The following is a 17,296-nucleotide window of genomic DNA, read 5'->3' on the forward strand; positions in this document are numbered from 1 at the left end:
CGGCGTGCTCAGGGGTTCTCGCCCTGGGCCTGGTACACGGCAGCAAGGTGGTCGTCGGCCGGGGTGTCCAGCCAGTCCACCTTGGCCATCTTGCGCACCACCACGAACTCGTCGCGGTTGGTGCCGATGGTTCCGTAGTAGTTGAAGCCGTAGCTGTACTGCGCGTAGCCGCCGATCATGTGCGTGGGCTTGGTGACGATGCGCGTCACCGAGTTGTGGATGCCCCCGCGCACGCCGGTGATCTCCGAGCCTGGCGCGTTGATGATCTTTTCCTGGGCGTGGTACATCATGGTCATGCCCGGCTTGACGCGCTGGCTGACCACCGCCCGCGCCGAGATCGCGCCGTTCACGTTGAACAGCTCGACCCAGTCGTTGTCGGCAATGCCCGCGGCCTTGGCGTCTTCTTCGCTCAGCCAGATGACGGGGCCGCCGCGGTTGAGCGTCAGCATCATCAGGTTGTCGCTGTAGGTGCTGTGGATGCCCCACTTCTGGTGCGGCGTGATGAAGTTCAGCACCACCTCCTTCTGCCCGTTGGGCTTGGCGCCCAGCATCGCGGCCGTGGTCTTCAGGTCCACCGGCGGGCGGTAGCTGCTGAAGCCCTCTCCGAAGGCCACCATCCAGGGGTGGTCCTGGTAGAACTGCTGGCGCCCGGTGAGGGTTCGCCAGGGGATCAGCTCATGCACGTTGGTGTAGCCGGCGTTGTACGAGACCTTCTCGCTCTCCAGACCGCTCCACGTGGGGCTGCTGATGATCTTGCGCGGCTGCGCCTGCACGTCGCGGTAGCGGATCTTCTCGTCCTCGCGGTGCAGCGCCAGGTGCGTGTGGTCGCGGCCGGTGATCTTGCCCAGGGCCTCCCAGGCCTTCACGGCGACGTGGCCGTTGGTCTCGGGCGCGAGCTGAAGGATCACCTCGCAGGCGTCGATGTCGCTCACGATGCGCGGGCGGCCTTCGGCGTCTACGCCGTTGAGTTCAGCCAGCTGCTTGACCTCGACCTCGGTCTTCCAGGCGATGCCCTTGCCGCCGTTGCCGACCTTGGTCATCAAGGGGCCCAGCGAGGTGAATCGCTTGAAGACGCCAGGGTAGTCGCGCTCCACCACCGTCATCACCGGCGCCGTCTTGCCGGGGATCAGCTCGCACTCGCCCTTGCGCCACTCCTTGAAGTCCCAGCCCTGCGCCAGCTCGGCGGGCGTGTCGTGCTGCATGGGCGTCAGCACCAGTTCCTTCTCCACGCCCAGGTGGCCGACGCAGACCTCGCTGAAGGCCTTGGCGAAGCCCTTGTAGATTTCCCAGTCGCTGCGCGCCTGCCACACCGGATCCACGGCCGCGCTCAGCGGGTGGATGAAGGGGTGCATGTCGCTGGTGTTGAGGTCGTTCTTCTCGTACCAGCTGGCCGTGGGCAGCACGATGTCGCTGTACAGGCAGGTGGTGCTCATGCGGAAGTCGAGGGTCACCACGAGGTCGAGCTTGCCCTCGGGCGCGTGCTCGTGCCACTTCACCTCGTGCGGCTTGGCGTCGTCGCGGCCGAGGTCCTTGCCCTGCACGCCGTTCTCGGTCCCCAGCAGGTGCTTGCAAAAGTACTCGTGGCCCTTGCCGCTGCTGCCTAGCAGATTGCTGCGCCAGACGAACAGGTTTCGTGGCCAGTTCTGCGGCGCGTCGGGGTCCTCGCAGCTCATCTCCAGGCGGCCGTCCTGCAGCGCGCGCACGGCGTAGTCCTTGGCGTCCTGGCCGGCGGCGGCGGCGTCCTTCACCACCTGCAGCGGGTTGGTCTTGAGCTGCGGCGCGCTGGGGAGCCAGCCCATGCGCTCAGCGCGCACGTTGTAGTCGATCAGGCTGCCGCCAAACTTGCCCTTGTCGGCCTCGGTCTTGAACAGCGGGCTCAGGATGCTCTCGACGCCCAGCTTCTCGTAGCGCCACTGGTCGGTGTGGGCGTAGAAGAAGCTGGTGCTGTTCTGCTGCCGAGGGGGGCGGATCCAGTCGGTGGCAAAGGCCAGCGGCACCCAGCCGGTCTGCGGGCGCAGCTTCTCCTGACCCACGTAGTGCGCCCAGCCGCCGCCGCTCTGGCCGATGCAGCCGCACATCATCAGCAGGTTGATGACGCCGCGGTAGTTCATGTCGGCGTGGTACCAGTGGTTCATCGCCGCGCCGATGATCACCATCGACTTGCCCCGTGTCTTCTCGGCATTGGCCGCGAACTCGCGGGCGACGGTGATCACCTGGGCGCGCGGCACGCCAGTGATCCGCTCCTGCCAGGCGGGGGTGTACGGGGCGTCGTCGTCATAGCTCTTTGCACCGCTGCCGAGGCCGCGGTCGATGCCGTACTGCGCGGCCTGCAGGTCGAACACCGTGGCCACCAGGGCGTGGCGCTCCTCGCCTTCCTTGCCCAGGCGCAGGCGCACGGCCGGGACACGGGCCTGGTTGAGCTCGCCACCGGCCTGCGGGCTGGGCGTGAAGTGCGGCACCTCGGCGCCGGCGAAGTAGGGGAAGGCCACGTCCACGACCTCGTGCGCCTGCGCGCCGTCTTCCAGCACGCTGAGCTTGAGCTTCACGTCGCTGTCATGGCGAGCCTCCTTGGCCTCGAGGTTCCACTTGCCAGCGTCGTCGCGGCCCTCGGCGCCCCAGCGGAAGCCGATGGAGCCATTGGGCAGCACGGCCTTGCCGACGGTGTCGAAGGCGACCGTCTTCCAGTCGGGGTTGTTGGTCTGGCCGAGCTTGCCGTTGAAGTCACTGGCCCGCAGGTAGCGCCCCGGGGCCAGCACCGTGCGCCCATCAGGCAGGCGCTTCTCTTCGAGCAGCACCAGCAGCGGCAGGTCGGTGTAGCGCCGCGCGTAGTCGTCGAAGTAGGCGGCGCGTCGATCGAAGAAGAACTCCTTCAGCGCCACATGGCCCATGGCCATGGCCAGCGCCGCGTCGGTGCCCTGCTTGGGGTGCAGCCACAGGTCGGCGAGCTTGCTGACCTCGGCGTAGTCGGGCGTGACGGCCACCGTCTTGGCGCCCTTGTAGCGCACCTCGGTGAAGAAGTGCGCATCGGGCGTGCGCGTCTGCGGCACGTTGCTGCCCCAGGCGATGATGTAGGTGCTGTTGTACCAATCGGCGCTCTCGGGTACGTCGGTCTGCTCGCCCCAGATCTGGGGGCTGGCCGGCGGCAGGTCGCAGTACCAGTCGTAGAAGCTCATGCAGACGCCGCCGATGAGCGAGAGATAGCGCGATCCCGCGGCGTAGCTCACCATGCTCATGGCCGGGATGGGGCTGAAGCCGATCACACGGTCGGGGCCGTACTTCTTGATCGTGTAGACGTTGGCCGCGGCAATGAGCTGGTTGACCTCGTCCCAGCTCGAGCGGACGAAACCGCCCATGCCGCGCACCTTCTGGTAGCCGCGGCGCGTGGCTTCGTTCTCCACGACCAGCGTCCAGGCGTCCACCGGCGTCTTGCTCACCTTGAGCGCCGCGCGCCAGGCCTCGAGCAGGCGGCCGCGCACCATCGGGTACTTCACGCGGTTGGCGCTGTAGAGGTACCAGCTGTAGCTGGCGCCGCGGGCGCAGCCACGCGGCTCGTGATTGGGCAGGTCGGCGCGGGTGCGCGGGTAATCGGTCTGCTGGGTTTCCCAGGTGACGATGCCGCCCTTGACGTAGATCTTCCAGCTGCAGCTGCCCGTGCAGTTGACGCCGTGCGTGCTGCGAACGATCTTGTCGTGGGCCCAGCGGTTGCGGTAAGCGTCTTCCCAGGTGCGGTCTTCGCCGGTGGTGCGGCCGTGGTCGCCCGAGAAGGCTTCCTGCGGCAGCTTGAAGTGCGTGAGGCGGTCGAGAAAGTGGGACATGCGAAGGTTCCTCAGGTGAACGCGGGCAAAGGGGTGGGCATCGAGGCGCTCAGCAGGGCGTGGCCGCCGAGGGGCGGCCGTACTGCCACCACGTGACCGCGATGCAGGACAGGTAGAAGAAGGCGAACAGCTGCAGCGCCGGTGCCGGGCCCGAGCCCGTGGCGATGGCTGTTCCCAGTGCCTTGGGGATGACGAAGCCGCCGTAGGCGCCCACGGCGCTGGCAAAGCCCAGCGTGGCGCCGGCCTCGCGCAGGGCGCGGGCCGCAGCTTGGTCGGCGCTCTCCTTGCCGTGCAGCAGGCGCTGCTGGTGGTCTTCGGCGTAGGCCAGCGGGATCATCTTGAAGACGCTGCTGCTGCCGATCCCGGCGGCGGCGAACAGCACCATGGCCGCGGGCACGAACAGCGGCAGCGACACCGCCTGGCCCGGCTGACCGATGGCCACCAAAGCCACCAGCGTGGCGGCCAGCAGTGCCACGAAGGCCAGCAGGGTGACCCGGGCCGCGCCCAGGCGGTCGGCCAGCAGCCCACCCGCTGGCCGCAGTACAGCGCCCAGCAGAGGGCCGGCCCACACCCACAGCAGCGGGTCCGCGCCGGGCAGGCGGCTTTGCAGCAGCAGCGGCAGCGCCGCGGCCCAGCCGATGAAGCTGCCGAAGCTGCCCAGGTACAGCCAGCTCAGCAGCCAGTTGTGGCGCCGCGCGATGACGACGGCCTGCTCGCCGAAGCGGCCGCGCACGGGGGCGAGGTCGTCGAGCCCGAACCAGCAGCCCACGGCGCAGGCCACGATCAGCGGCACCCACAGCCAGCCGGCGTTCTGCAGCCACAGCGCGTGGCCATCGGCCGCGGCCTGCGGCGCACCGCCCAGGGTGCCCAGCATCGCCGTGCCCACCACCACCGGCACCAGCGCTTGCGCCAGTGGCACGCCCAGGTGGCCAAGCCCGGCGCTCACACCCAGGGCCCAGCCCAGCGAACGCCGCGGGAAGAAGGCGCTCACGTGGGCCATGGCGCTGGCGAAGTGGCCGCCGCCCAGGCCGGCCAGCAGGGCCAGCGCCACGAACACCTCGTAGGGCGTGGCGGCGTCCTGCACCGCCCAGGCCAGGCCCAGCGTGGGCAGCAGCAGGCTGGCGGTGGACAAGGCCGTGAACCGGCGGCCGCCGAAGGTGGGCACGGCGAAGGCGTAGACCACGCGCAGCGTGGCCCCGCTGAGCGCGGGCAGCGCGGTCAGCCAGAACAGCTGGTTGGTGGTGAAGCGAAAACCCGCCGCCGGCAGGTGCACCACCACCACCGACCACAGCATCCACACCCCGAAGGCCAGCACCAGGGCCAGCGTCGACAGCCACAGGTTGCGCTCGGCCACACGACGGCCCTGGAGGCGCCAGAACGTGGCGTCCTCCGGGTTCCAGTGCGTGATCAGGTGCGAGGCCGACATGGCGTGAACGGGTGGCGGAATCGTGGGCTCAGGGGTTCTTCACGTACGCGCCCGCGCGCAGGTAGAACCACCAGTTGATGACGAGGCACAGCGCGTAGAACACCGCGAAGCCATAGAACGCGGTCTGCGGTGTGCCGGCCTTGATCTGCTGGCCGATCAGCACCGGGGCCACGAAGGCGCCGTAGGCGGCCACCGCCGAAGTCCAGCCCAGCACGGGGCCGGCCTGGGCGCGGTCGAAGATCACGCCGATGGTGCGGAAGGTGCTGCCGTTGCCGATGCCGCTGGCAAAGAACAGCAGCATGAACAGCCCCAGGAACAGCGGGAAGTAATGCTCCGGCGTGGCCGAGGCGTAGGCCAGGCTCATCACGTAGCCCACGCCCACCGCGCCCGCGGCCATGAGCACGGTGATGATCTGCGTGACGATGGAGCCGCCGAACTTGTCGGAGATCCAGCCGCCCAGCGGCCGCACCGCAGCACCCACGAAGGGGCCGATCCACGCGTAGGTCAGCGCCGACGGGGCGTTCGGGTTCTTCAGCGTGTGAGTCATCACGCCATCGGCGCCCGGCACGTGCTGGAAGCCGAAGATCACCGTGATGGCCAGCGGCAGCGCCATCGAGAAGCCGATGAAGGAGCCGAAGGTGACGATGTACAGGGCCGTCAGGCTCCAGGTGTGCTTGTCGCGGAAGATCGCGAACTGCTTCTTCACGCCTTCCTTCATCTCGCCGAAGGCCGCCAGGCGCATCACCGCCAGTGCGAGCACGATGTCCAGCGGGATGGCCACCCACATGCTCAGCACGCCCAGGCCGGTGGGTGCCGGCAGGTAGAGCCAGAGCATGAAGATCGCGGGCACGAAGGCCAGCGTGTAGAGGTAGGTGATCTTCGCGAAGGCGGTGATCGGAGAGCCCGTGTTGGGCGACACCGTCTTCAGGTTGTTCATGCCCCACCAGCACAGGATGGAGAGCGGCACCAGCGACAGCACCCAGGCGAAGCCCGCGTTCTGGATCCACGTCGGCGTGCCGGCGGCAATCTTGCCGAAGATCCAGCCGCTGTCCTTCACCAGTGTCATGGGCTCGCCGCCGAAGGCGCCGAGCAGCGGCAGCGTCATCACCAGCGGGATGACGATCTGCATGGTCGTGACGCCGAAGTTGCCCAGCCCCGCGTTGAGCCCCAGCGCCGTGCCCTGCAGCCGCTTCGGGAAGAAGGTGCTGATGTTGCTCATCGAGCTGGCGAAGTTGCCGCCGCCCACGCCGCTCCACAGCGCCATCAGCTGGAACACCCACAGCGGCCACTCCGGGTGCTGCAGCGCGATGCCGGTGCCGATGGCCGGCGCCAGCAGCATCGCGGTGGTCAGGAAGATGGTGTTGCGGCCACCGGCCAGGCGGATGAGGAAGCTCGCCGGGATGCGCATGGTGGCACCCGCGATGCCAGCGATGGCGGTGAGCGTGAACAGCTCGGCCTGGGTGAACGGAAAGCCCAGGTTGAGCATCTGCACGGTGATGATTCCCCACATGCCCCAGACGGCAAAGCCGCAGAGCAGGGCGGGAATGGACAGCCACAGGTTGCGGTACGCCACCTTGCTGCCCGTGCTGGCCCAGAAGGCCTCGTCCTCGGGTCGCCAGTCGGCGATGTCGGCGCTGCGGCCGGGGGTGGCGCCGGCGCCGGGCGCCGGGGCGGTGCGTGTCGTCATGGTGTTCTCCTGCCGCGGCACCGGGGTTCAGTCCGCGAGCTTGAATACGGGGGCGTCGCGGCCCATCACCGGGGTGCGGCGCACCTCGGTCCAGTACATCCAGATCAGGCTCACCCAGACCACGCCGTACATCAGCATGAAGGCGCTGGAGCGGATGCCGGTGAGGTCCATCAGCACGCCGAAGAGGATGGGCAGGACGAAGCCGCCCAGGCCGCCGGCCAGGCCCACGATGCCGCTGACCGCGCCGATGTTGTTCGGGTACTCGTCGCCCAGGTACTTGAAGACGCTGGCCTTGCCGAAGGCCCAGGCCACGCCCAGCACGGCCATCAGCACGGTGAACCAGACGACGTTCAGGCCGATCTCGAAGGTCTTCGGGCCGTTGACGGTGAGCACCGTGAACTGCGTCTGCGGGTAGCTCAGCAGGAACAGGCAGATCCAGCTCACCCACATCACCCACCAGGTGACCTTGTGCGCGCCGTACTTGTCGGACAGCACGCCGCCAACGGCCCGCAGCACGCCGCCGGGCAGGCTGAAGCACGCGGCCAGCAGCGCCGCGGTGGTGATGGACAGGCCGAACTCGCCGACGTAGTACTGCACCATCCACAGCGCCAGCGCCACGTAGCCACCGAAGACGATGCTGTAGTACTGGCAGTACTTGAGCACCGCGGGGTCCTTGAGCAGCTTGAGCTGGTCCGACAGCTTGGTGTCACTGGGCACCACGTGCTTGGGGTCGTGGTGGCTGAAGAACCAGAACACGACGACGGTGAGGGCCATGATCGCGGCGTACACCTGCGGCACGGCCGCCCAGCCCAGCGCAGCGATGATGGCCGGAGCGACGAACTTGTTGACGGCGCTGCCCGAGTTGCCAGCGCCGTACACGCCCATCGCCATGCCCTTCTTTTCCTTCGGGAACCAGCGCGCGACGTAGGGGGTGCCGACGCTGAAGGAGCCGCCGGCCAGGCCGACAAACAGGCCGATCACCAGGAAGTGCCAGTACGCCGTGGCGTAGGACATCAGGAAGATCGGCGGCACGGTGATGGCCATCAGCACCGTCATCACGATGCGGCCGCCGTAGCGGTCGGTCCAGATGCCCAGCGGCACGCGGATCAGCGAGCCCGTGAGCACCGGCGTGGCCGTGAGCAGGCCGAACTCAGTGGCGTTCAGGCCCAGCTGCTTCTTCAGTGGGATGCCGATGACGCCAAACATCATCCACACCATGAAGCACACGGTGAAGGCCAGGGTGCTGACGATGAGCACGCTCCAGGCCTTGGAAGAGGTGGTGGCGCTGCTGCTCCGCGAGGGGACGTTGGGCGAGGGTGAGGTGGTGACGGCGGCCATGACGGGCTCCGGGCTGGAATGCCGTCACTGTCAGCCTCGCGCGCCCGGCCCACCATCCGCCAGCGGCACTGGCGGGCTGCGGCAGAAGGTGTAGTCGGGGTCGGCGGGGCTAGTTCTGAAGAACTAGAGGGGAGCCGCGGGCGGCTGCTTTTTGAGGTGGATCAAGACGCCGGTATGGGCGGTCGAGTTCGGGGCTGTGAGCCAAGCGCTACAGCGGGGGCAGCGCTGATGTCTCTCAGTCCGCCGGGCAACGGGCCCGCCCTAACCTGTACGAACAGCCATTCGGTCCGCTGTGCTGATCCCGGTCCCGCTGGTCAGTTGCGCGGAAGTGGAGAACGGCCCACACCTATGCCCACTCAAGACTGAGGCTGTGTGAGAACTCCTGTCGTCGACGCTTTCGGAACGAGTTGCGCTTCTGGCGCTGCACGCGCGTTCATTGGCCCACAGTAGTCATTACAGAGCTATATGCCGCGTTTGGAGGTCTTGACGGGTCTACGGCCCGCCATTTCGCATAACAAGGCGCCTACGCGCCCACCAGCTTCATGGCCTTCAGCGTTTTGGCAATACCAAGGATGCTCATTACACGCTTGAGGTTGTAAGCCAGTACGTGAAGGCTCATTTCTGTCGCAACGTTGGGCAGTCTCCGGGTCAGGAAGTGCGCTGAGCCCATCCAGTGTTTCAGTGTTCCGAACACATGCTCAACAGTCCGCTTTCGAACCGCCATAGCGGTTGGCCGGCTATCCAGTCGTCGCTGCACCTTTTCAAGCACCGCCTCGTGTTCCCAGCGGGAGATACGCCTGTAGTCACCTGTCGTGCACTGCGCCTTGATCGGGCATTGCGGGCACGCGCTGCTCCAGTAGCGACGGATCTCCAGGCCGCGCTCATCGCGCGTGTAGCGGTGAATGGCGCGCTGCCCGGCAGGACATTGGTACTCATCATCGCGGGCGATGTAGATGAAGTCAGACTTATCAAATCGTCCCTCAGCCTTAGCATTGGATGTCATTGACTTCGGAACGTAGGCCAGGATCCCAGCGTCGTCGCATGCCTTGAGTTCGATGCTGTTGTAGTAGCCACGATCGGCATGGGCGTGCAGCCTGATCTTGCCCATCGCACCGCGCGCCGCCAGCGCCATCGCGCTGAGCTGCGACCTGTCGCTGCTGTCGTTGGTCACGTTGTGCGTAACGATCAGATGGTGCTTGGCGTCTACAGCTACTTGGACGTTGTAGCCCACGATCCCCGAGCCCAGCCGACTGGTGGCCATGGAGCGCGCATCTGGATCAGTCAACGACAGCTGTTCGTCTGGCTCGGACTTCAACTGCGCCCTGAGCCCATCGAGTTCGCGCATGCGCTTGCGCAACTTCTTGATCTTCTCCTGCAGTCGCTCGGTCTTGGCCTCCACACCGACCGATTGCGTGCGATCGGCAGTCTCCAGCGTGTCCAGGTAGCGCTGGATGCTCTGCGCAACCTGCTCTTGGAATCGGTCGATCTTCACCTCCGTGAAGTTCCGGTCCCGGTTGTTGACCGCCTTGAACTTGCTGCCGTCGATGGCCACGATGGCCTGCGAGAAGAGCTTCAGTTCGCGACACAGGACAACGAATCGGCGGCAAGCGTTCTGGATGCCTTTGCCGCTGCCGCGCCGGAAGTCAGCGACGGTCTTGAAATCAGGAGCCAGCCTGCCTGTCAACCACATCAGCTCAATATTGCGCTGACACTCCCGCTCCAGGCGCCGACTGGATTGAATGCGGTTGAGGTAGCCGTAGATATAGATCTTCAGCAGTACCGCTGGGTGATACGAGGGTCGACCCGTCGATGCCGGCGTCAGCCCATCGAAGCCCAAGGCCTGTAAGTCGAGTTCGCTGACGAATGCGTCGACCACTCGGACCGGGTTGTCCTCGGCGACGAAGTCGTCAAGGCACTCTGGCAACAACGTAACCTGGTTCCGGTCGCCACCTTCAACAAATCGGGCCATCTGGCAGCCTCCGCTAACCGCGTCGGCTCGTCACTCTACGCAAGCAATCATCGATCTGGCAGCGGGTTTTCACACAGCCTCGACTGGGTGCTGCCGTTCAGGCTCGGTGCTTGAGCGGCTGCTCTGGCCGGAAGCAGCCTTGCGTGGATCGGCTCGTCCAATGACCGCTCCGGCTTCGTGATCGTTCAGCCGCACGACGCAACGGTCTCTTCGGCGGTCGAACGACCGGTCTGAGCGGCCGCGAACTGGCACTATCGACCCACAGCAGCCGGCGGTTAAACAGAAGACCGGTCATTCCCGCGGCGAAGGGCGACCCCAACGGCTGCAGCTTCCTTGAGACCAGGGCGCATGCGCGCTCGTTGACGTGAAACCCGTCGGCAGCGGCGAACCACGGCCTCTCGGTGGTAACGCTCGGAGTGGCACTGACCTGGCGCGTACGCGCCGCCGTCTTCAGAGGCGTCACCTTGGATGCCTTCGCCGAGTTTGTGCTTGGTCGGGCAGCTTGGTCGGCTGACCGTATCGGTGCCGTCCACGACGCCGGAAAGTGGTCTGCAGGGTCAGGACTCAGGTCGTCCAGCGCATCAGCGTCACGAGCAGCACCAAGACGCCCAGGCCGAGGTTGATCGAGACCCATGTGCGAATCTGCGCCAAGACCGCACCACCGGCGGCCCACTCGGACGCTGCCACGGCCCGGCCGAGCCGCTTGAAGAGCACGAAGCGGATGTGCATGAAGATCGCCACCATCGCGACGCCCACCGCCGCCATGACGGTCCAGGCCAGCGGCATCTCGAAGTTGCCCCCCGACTGCACCACCTGCTTGGCCACACGGCCCAGCATCCACACGCCGCTGGCCAGCGTCAGCAGCGCGGCCACAAGTACCGCTTGGAAGAAGCGGCCGAGCACATCGTGCATCAGCCGCAAGCGGACTGGCGCTTCGAGCTGGGCGACGGCCGGGCGCAGGAAGAAGTGCGCAAATGCCATGCCACCGATCCACAGGATGATGGCCAGCACATGAACCGTCTTGAGGGCAGCGTAGATCATTTCGAACTTCCGTTCAGATTCAAAACAAACCCAGGAGCCAGTCACTGCCCCAGGCCCATGCCATCAGCATGACGCCCGCAGTGACGCACATCGCCAGGGCCGCCATCGCCAGCCCCAGGACAACCGCAACACCATCGCGAAACACCAGCCCCAGTCCGATGAGCATCAGCGCCAGCGCCGGGAGCACGTTGCCGAAGGGGATGGGCATGACGACGATGAAAGCCATCAACCCAATCGCTGCGGCGGTCCATGACCGTCTCTCCGGGGATGCAAGATGGCTCAGCCGGGCCCTGGCAAGACGCCCAGCCACGCAATAGGCAGACGCAAGCATGCCCAGCACCCGCTGCGCCCAGGTGCGTGAGAGTTCGAGTTCAGCCACCCGCCGAGGAAGGCATGCAGAGGACTGACCCCGCCACATCGCCGCCGCCAGCGCGGCCATTCCCAGGCCAAGCACAGTGCCGACGCCAGGCACGGGAAGGAGACACGGGACTGCCATCAGCAGCAGCCAGGTGCCGTGCGCGGCAGGCCCGTGGGCTTGCGCCAGGGTTTGCATCGACACCCTCTCGGCAGGCAGGTTCGCGGCTGTCTCACGCAGCCGCTGCACGATGGATTCCGTCATGGGGCCTCGACGTCGTCCCGCAAGGCACGGCGGGGACTGAGCAGATTGTCCTGAATGCTCATCAACTCACTCACGGCACGCTGCTTGCCGCCGGACGGCGGATCACCACCACCACCAGCGTCACCACCGTCAGAGGAACGACGAAGCCAAGCATGACACCCGAGAACGCCTGCAGCGCGTCGTGCTGCTGCGCGGCCAGGATCAGGTAAGCCACGTAGGCGACGTAGTAACCGAGGAAGACGCCGCCTTCCCAGCGCGCAATCTCACGGCCTGTGATGAAGACCGGCAGGCACGCGAGCGCCACGGCCAGCATGACCCAAATGTCGAAGGCCAGCAGCGACGGCGCCATGGCCAGGCCGAGGTCACCCGACACCAGGCCCGACAGGCCCAGGCAGCCCAGAATGTTGAAGGTGTTGCTGCCGACGACGTTACCTACTGCGATGTCGCGCTCGCCCTTGATGGCAGCGGTGATGCTGGTGGCCACCTCGGGCATGCTGGTGCCCGCGGCGACGATGGTCAGGCCGATGATCAAGTCGCTCACGCCCATCGCCTTGGCGAAGTTCACCGAGGCCTGCACGAGGTATTCGGATCCGAACACCAGCGCCGCCAGGCCGGCACCGATCAGCAGCAGTTGGGCGGGCAGCCGGTCGTCCCAAGCACCCGCTTCGGCGGGTTTGATCTCGTGGGCGTACTCATCCTTGGCGGCCTGTGTCTCGCGCCGCGATTGCACGACGAGGAACGCCGTGTACGACACGAGCAGCACGAAGAGAATTCCACCGTCGAAGAACGACAGTCGGCCGTCCAACCCCAGCGCCAGCAACAGCAGGCTCGCGCCGATCATGATCGGCACTTCCTGGCGGATCAGTTGGATGTTGACCACCAGCGGCGCGATCAGCGCACTGATGCCCAGGATGAACAGCACATTGAAGATGTTGCTGCCCACCACGTTGCCGATGGCAATGTCGGTCTTGCCGTCGAGCACGGCACCGACACTCACCGCGACCTCGGGCGCGCTGGTGCCGAAGGCCACGATGGTGAGTCCTACGACGAGCGGGCTGATGCCGAACGACAGCGCCAGCTTGGACGCACCGCGGACGAGCACGTTGGCACCGATGACCAGCAGGATCAGGCCACCGAGAAAAATGAGTATGTTCATGATCTGGCACTGTAGCTGCAAGCGTTCGCCCACCGCAGGCTGCAACGCCACCTGGGCCACTCAGCGGTCGGCCTGAGAGCCAGTTCCGCAATCAGACCCGGGAGCGGCTGCGGCTGCGCTCGGCTCAGCATCGCGGGCTGGGCCTGCTCCGCCCCACGGGCCCTCACAAGACCCGACCCGCGTGCTGCAGTGGTGCCACGCCCAAGAAGCCTACCAGTCAAGCTGCCACTGGCTGGCGCGGCTGAGGACCTGAGCCGCCACCGCGGCGGCGCAACAGCGCGATGAGCAGGTGCAGCCCGGCGCCTAGCAGCACGAGCAGCACGCTGCCGATGCCCCAGATCACCCATGTCGCCACGGTCAAGCCACCCGCCAGCGCGGGTGCGGCCTGCAGCAGGCCGTCGACAAACGGCGCAAAGCCCGCCATCAGTTGGCTTGCCCACTGCGCGACTTCGGGCGGCACCCAGGGGGCCAGCCAATCCGGCACAGCGATGGTGCCGGCGCCTGATGCAGCCCCTGTGAGCGCGCCCGCGTTCGAAACCGTCCAGACGGCAACGGCATGCAGCGCCCAGGCAGCCAGCGACCACAGCGCCAGAAGTGCGACGACGGAGAACCAACTGAGGACGTAGAACATGACTGGACTTCCTATGGTATTCGAATGGCACAGAGTATCGGGACCAATGCGCTTCGCACAAACCAGATTCGCACGCACTTAAACTTCGGTTTTCCCGCACCGGAGGACACATGCTGAACTACCGACATCTCCACTACTTCTGGGTTGTCAGCAAGGAAGGCGGCTTCGCCCGTGCCGCCGAACGGCTGGACATGGCGGTGCAGACCATCAGCGCGCAGGTGCGCGAGCTGGAGAAGGCGCTGGGCCACCAGCTCCTCAAGCCCTCGGGCCGTGGCGTGGCCCTCACCGAAGCAGGTCAGGCTGCTTTTGCACGCGCCGAGGAGATTTTTCAGCTGGGCCAGGGCATCCCTGACGAGGTGCGCGAAGCGGCCAGCGGCAAGGTGGCCCGCCTGGCGGTTGGGTTCTCCGATGGCATCTCGAAGCTTGCAGCCCATGCGCTGCTGGAGCCCGTGTTGAGCACACCCAACCTTCGGTTGGTCTGCCACGAAGGAGAGTTCGAGCAGCTGCTGGGCGAACTGGCGCTGCATCACCTGGACCTGGTGCTGGCCGGTCAGGCCGCACCGCGCAACCCGAACCTGCGCCTCACCAGCGAGCGCCTCGTTGAGTCACCGGTCGAGTGGTATGGCCCGGCCCGGCTGGTCGGGAAGCCCGAGCGCGACCGGTTTCCGCAAAGCCTGAACGACTTGCCTGTTCTGCTGCCCACTGGGCACTCGGCCCTGCGCCCGACGCTGGACCACTGGTTCGAAACGCAGGGCCTGCGCCCTCGCATCGTAGGGGAGTTCGAGGACAGCGCCCTGCTGGCGGTGTTTGCGGCTCGCGGCCTGGGCGTGTTCCCGGTCAGCCGACTCGGAGCAGACGACGTCGGCCTGATGCGCGGCCTTCGGCTGCTGGGCAGTAGTGATGGCGTGAAGGAAGAGATCCACGCCATCCGGTCGCGGCGCGGCCAGCACCACCCCCTGGTGACGCAGGTGGTGGCCGCGGCGCGACTTTAGAGGTGTCCTGATCGACCTCGATCAGGCGGCGTGGCGATGGGCCACCTTCGTGGCGCTCGGCTCCTCGCCATCGTAGAGCTTCCAGTGGCGTCGAGCGGCCTCCACCACCAAGGTTTCGCCGTCGGCCAGATGGCCATCGGCGCGCGCCGCGGCCAGGGACAGGCGCATCACCTTCCTTTGCAGCGCCGGATCGGAGATCTCGGCCATCAATGACGCCAAGGCGCTGTCATCGACGTTGCCCATGAGCGATCCGGTCTCGTACCCACCCGCCAGGAGCTCTTCGCACAAGGTGTGAACGATGTGCGGCAGGAGCTGGGGCTCCAGCCCGAGTTCGCGCTCCGCGCCCAACTGCTTGAGGATGTTGAATTCGGAACTGCACACGTGACCGTCGGAGATGAGCACCAGCGCGACGATGCGCGCGGCGGCTTCTGGGCTGTTGTGGGGGTAGCTGCGCACGATGGGTCTCCGTTGAGATAGGTCAGTCTGAGGTGACAAGCTGAGTTTCAGAGTCAGTCGCCCCGGGCGGGATGCCGGCGTTCAGACTGGCGTGTACGACGCTCGGCCGGGATCGGGATGGGCACGAGCACTGGCGCTTGCTGTGGCACCCACTGCCTGAGGTCCTCCTTCAGCAAGCGCAGGCTCTGCTTGATCCGGGCAAGTACGAGGGACGCAAAGCGGAAGGAAGGCTTCATGGCGGGTGAGCTCGGAAGTGAGGACAGGCGGGAATATGCATCCTGTCCTGCTTCTGAAGAAGCGATACTTCCGAGCATCTAACTCAGGAAAATACGAACTCGCCGGAAGATGGAGCGCCCGTTGCAGAGCGGAACTCACGTCCGGTCCGGCCGGACCTCACTGACCTTGGCGAGCCGGAAAGCCCGGTCGTCGCCCTTGTAGTCCCACTGCTCGATCCGACAGCATCCCGGCGCCGCATCCGCGCCCCAGCGCAGCAGATTGACCGAGTTGGGCATGCCATCACGCACCCGGGACGACACGGCCGTGCCCGCCTGCACGACCCACAGCGAACGCGCCAGGCCTTGCAGCGGCATGACGTAGGGGAGGTGGATGTGACCGCCCATGACGAGGTCGGCGCCGGCTTCAGCCCAAGGCTGCAGAGCGGCCGCATGCCCGCGCAGTCGGTTTGGCTCTTCCTCGGCACGCGTGACGGCTATGGGCTGGTGCACCACGACCACGCGCAGCTGCGCGGGGTCGGCATGCTCCACAAGTCGCGCGACACGGTCGATCTGCAGCGCGGATACCTCACCATCTTTGTGTCGCCAGGGTCGCGTGGTGTTGACGCACACCACCAGGAGTTCCGGGGAGCGGTGCACCGGCTCGAGGTCTATGCCGAACGCGGCGCTGTACCGCCCATACGGGCTGCGCAGGCGCGCCCACAGATCGAAGAGCGGGATGTCGTGGTTGCCTGGGACGGCCAGCACGGGAGCTCCCAGACGGTCCACGAACGAGCGTGCAGCCCGGAACTGGGCCGGACGCGCGCGCTGCGTGATGTCGCCCGACAGCACAACCACATCAGGACGCTGCTGGTGGGCCAGCGTGCCCAGGGCTTCGACGACCGCGCCCTGCTCGGTGCCGAAGTGCGTGTCGGAAATCTGCAGCAGGACGCTCAAGGCGCTGCCCCTTCGGCGCTGGATCGGGCGTCGACAACGGCAGCGTCGCGCTGTGGCATCAGCAGGTACAGTGGTTTGGCCAGCACCCGGAAGTCCAGCGGTGCGCGCATCATCGTCACTTCGCCATCGAAGGCCACCTTCACCCCGCTGCGGCCCTGCGGCAGCGTAGGCCGCACCACCAGGTGCTCGAACTCGAAGCGCTCGACGCCTGCGGCTTCACCCAGCCTGCCCATGGCGCCATGCAGCATCAGGCCGATCATCGACAGCGTTCCGATAGGCCGCAGCACGAGCGCGGCCATGCTGCCGTCGCCTGGCGTGCCGGCCAGGGTGTCATCGGGCTCGGCGCCGAACTGCTGCAGCTGCAGGCGGTTGTTGCCCACGAAGAGCGTCAAGGTCTGCATGTCGCGCACCTTGCCACCCATCTCGATGTGCAATCGCAAGCGGCGCTGCGCACGAAGCAAAGTCGCACAGGCTGCCACGAACGCCACCCAGCGGCTGCGACCGAAGCGGGCCTTGTAGGCTTCACGGTCTTCCAGCAGTTCAGGATAGAGCCCGAGACTGGCGTTGACCAGGAACACGCGGTCGTTGATGCCGGCCACTTGAACCGGCGCAGGCACCGAAAGCAGCAATTGGCGGACGGCATCGGCCGGGTCTGCGGGTATGCCGTGCGTGCGGGCAAAGTAGTTGAAGGTGCCCTGTGGCACCACGCCCATGGCGCAGCCCGCAGCGTGTGCAGCCTGTGCCACGGTGTTGAGCGTGCCGTCGCCACCGACGGCGACCACGGCCGTGCGGGTGGCGATCGCCCTCGTCGCCGCCTGGTGCGACACGCCAATCAACTCGGCGGGGCTGCAGAAGAGCAAGTCACCCCGCCGTCCACCCGCGCGCAGCGCGGCTTCGACGATTTCGCGCTTCGCCTCCGCGTCGCTGCTGCCCGCCGCCGCATTGACGATGAACTGCAGCGAAGACGTGGGGTCGATTTCCGGGAGAGCGGCCATGG

The 17,296-nt window shown here is 66.6% G+C and carries 13 protein-coding genes; 1 reads left to right on the forward strand and 12 read right to left on the reverse strand.

What is annotated here, in order from left to right:
- Positions 1 to 8: 8 nt before the first annotated feature.
- From MPE_RS08600 to MPE_RS08640, 9 genes are all read right to left on the reverse strand, one after another.
- Complete coding sequence (locus MPE_RS08600; RefSeq protein ID WP_011829305.1) at positions 9 to 3,815, reverse strand: nitrate reductase subunit alpha; 3,807 nt, start codon at positions 3,813 to 3,815, stop codon at positions 9 to 11.
- Between the two features lie 49 nt (positions 3,816 to 3,864).
- On the reverse strand, positions 3,865 to 5,241 hold the full coding sequence (locus MPE_RS08605) for an MFS transporter (RefSeq protein WP_011829306.1): 1,377 nt from the start codon (positions 5,239 to 5,241) through the stop codon (positions 3,865 to 3,867).
- A gap of 28 nt (positions 5,242 to 5,269) precedes the next feature.
- On the reverse strand, positions 5,270 to 6,928 hold the full coding sequence (locus MPE_RS08610) for an MFS transporter (protein WP_011829307.1): 1,659 nt from the start codon (positions 6,926 to 6,928) through the stop codon (positions 5,270 to 5,272).
- Between the two features lie 27 nt (positions 6,929 to 6,955).
- The gene (locus tag MPE_RS08615) at positions 6,956 to 8,266 is read right to left on the reverse strand and encodes an MFS transporter (protein ID WP_011829308.1); all 1,311 of its coding nucleotides are present in this window, start codon (positions 8,264 to 8,266) and stop codon (positions 6,956 to 6,958) included.
- A gap of 523 nt (positions 8,267 to 8,789) precedes the next feature.
- Positions 8,790 to 10,235, reverse strand: coding sequence for an IS1182 family transposase (locus MPE_RS08620; protein ID WP_011829309.1), 1,446 nt, complete (start codon positions 10,233 to 10,235; stop codon positions 8,790 to 8,792).
- Positions 10,236 to 10,799: 564 nt separating this feature from the next.
- Positions 10,800 to 11,276 (reverse strand): CopD family protein, encoded by a 477-nt coding sequence (locus tag MPE_RS08625; RefSeq protein WP_011829311.1) that lies wholly within the window; start codon positions 11,274 to 11,276, stop codon positions 10,800 to 10,802.
- Positions 11,277 to 11,295: 19 nt separating this feature from the next.
- Positions 11,296 to 11,895: an exopolysaccharide biosynthesis protein gene (locus MPE_RS08630; RefSeq protein ID WP_041929606.1), complete on the reverse strand. Its 600-nt coding sequence runs from the start codon at positions 11,893 to 11,895 to the stop codon at positions 11,296 to 11,298.
- Positions 11,896 to 11,965: 70 nt separating this feature from the next.
- Entirely contained in the window at positions 11,966 to 13,051 is a 1,086-nt protein-coding gene (locus MPE_RS08635; protein ID WP_011829313.1) for a calcium/sodium antiporter, read from the reverse strand.
- A 217-nt stretch (positions 13,052 to 13,268) separates the two neighbouring features.
- Complete coding sequence (locus MPE_RS08640; RefSeq protein WP_011829314.1) at positions 13,269 to 13,682, reverse strand: hypothetical protein; 414 nt, start codon at positions 13,680 to 13,682, stop codon at positions 13,269 to 13,271.
- A gap of 110 nt (positions 13,683 to 13,792) precedes the next feature.
- Here MPE_RS08640 and MPE_RS08645 point away from each other — a divergent pair, with 110 nt between their 5' ends.
- Positions 13,793 to 14,674 (forward strand): LysR family transcriptional regulator, encoded by an 882-nt coding sequence (locus MPE_RS08645; protein WP_011829315.1) that lies wholly within the window; start codon positions 13,793 to 13,795, stop codon positions 14,672 to 14,674.
- A 21-nt stretch (positions 14,675 to 14,695) separates the two neighbouring features.
- On the opposite strand, the gene MPE_RS08650 is transcribed toward MPE_RS08645, so the two are convergent.
- The 3 genes from MPE_RS08650 to MPE_RS08665 all read right to left on the reverse strand — a co-directional run bounded on the left by MPE_RS08650 (position 14,696) and on the right by MPE_RS08665 (position 17,294).
- Positions 14,696 to 15,130 carry a tellurite resistance TerB family protein gene (locus MPE_RS08650; RefSeq protein ID WP_011829316.1) on the reverse strand — a complete coding sequence of 145 codons (435 nt, stop codon included), beginning with the start codon at positions 15,128 to 15,130 and terminating at the stop codon, positions 14,696 to 14,698.
- Positions 15,131 to 15,501: 371 nt separating this feature from the next.
- Positions 15,502 to 16,299: a metallophosphoesterase family protein gene (locus MPE_RS08660; RefSeq protein ID WP_011829318.1), complete on the reverse strand. Its 798-nt coding sequence runs from the start codon at positions 16,297 to 16,299 to the stop codon at positions 15,502 to 15,504.
- Positions 16,296 to 17,294 (reverse strand): diacylglycerol/lipid kinase family protein, encoded by a 999-nt coding sequence (locus MPE_RS08665; protein ID WP_011829319.1) that lies wholly within the window; start codon positions 17,292 to 17,294, stop codon positions 16,296 to 16,298. Before MPE_RS08665 ends, MPE_RS08660 begins: the two co-directional genes overlap by 4 nt.
- Between the last annotated feature and the right edge of the window lie 2 nt (positions 17,295 to 17,296).

It is taken from the genome of Methylibium petroleiphilum PM1 (assembly GCF_000015725.1).
GTDB classification, from domain to species: domain Bacteria; phylum Pseudomonadota; class Gammaproteobacteria; order Burkholderiales; family Burkholderiaceae_C; genus Methylibium; species Methylibium petroleiphilum.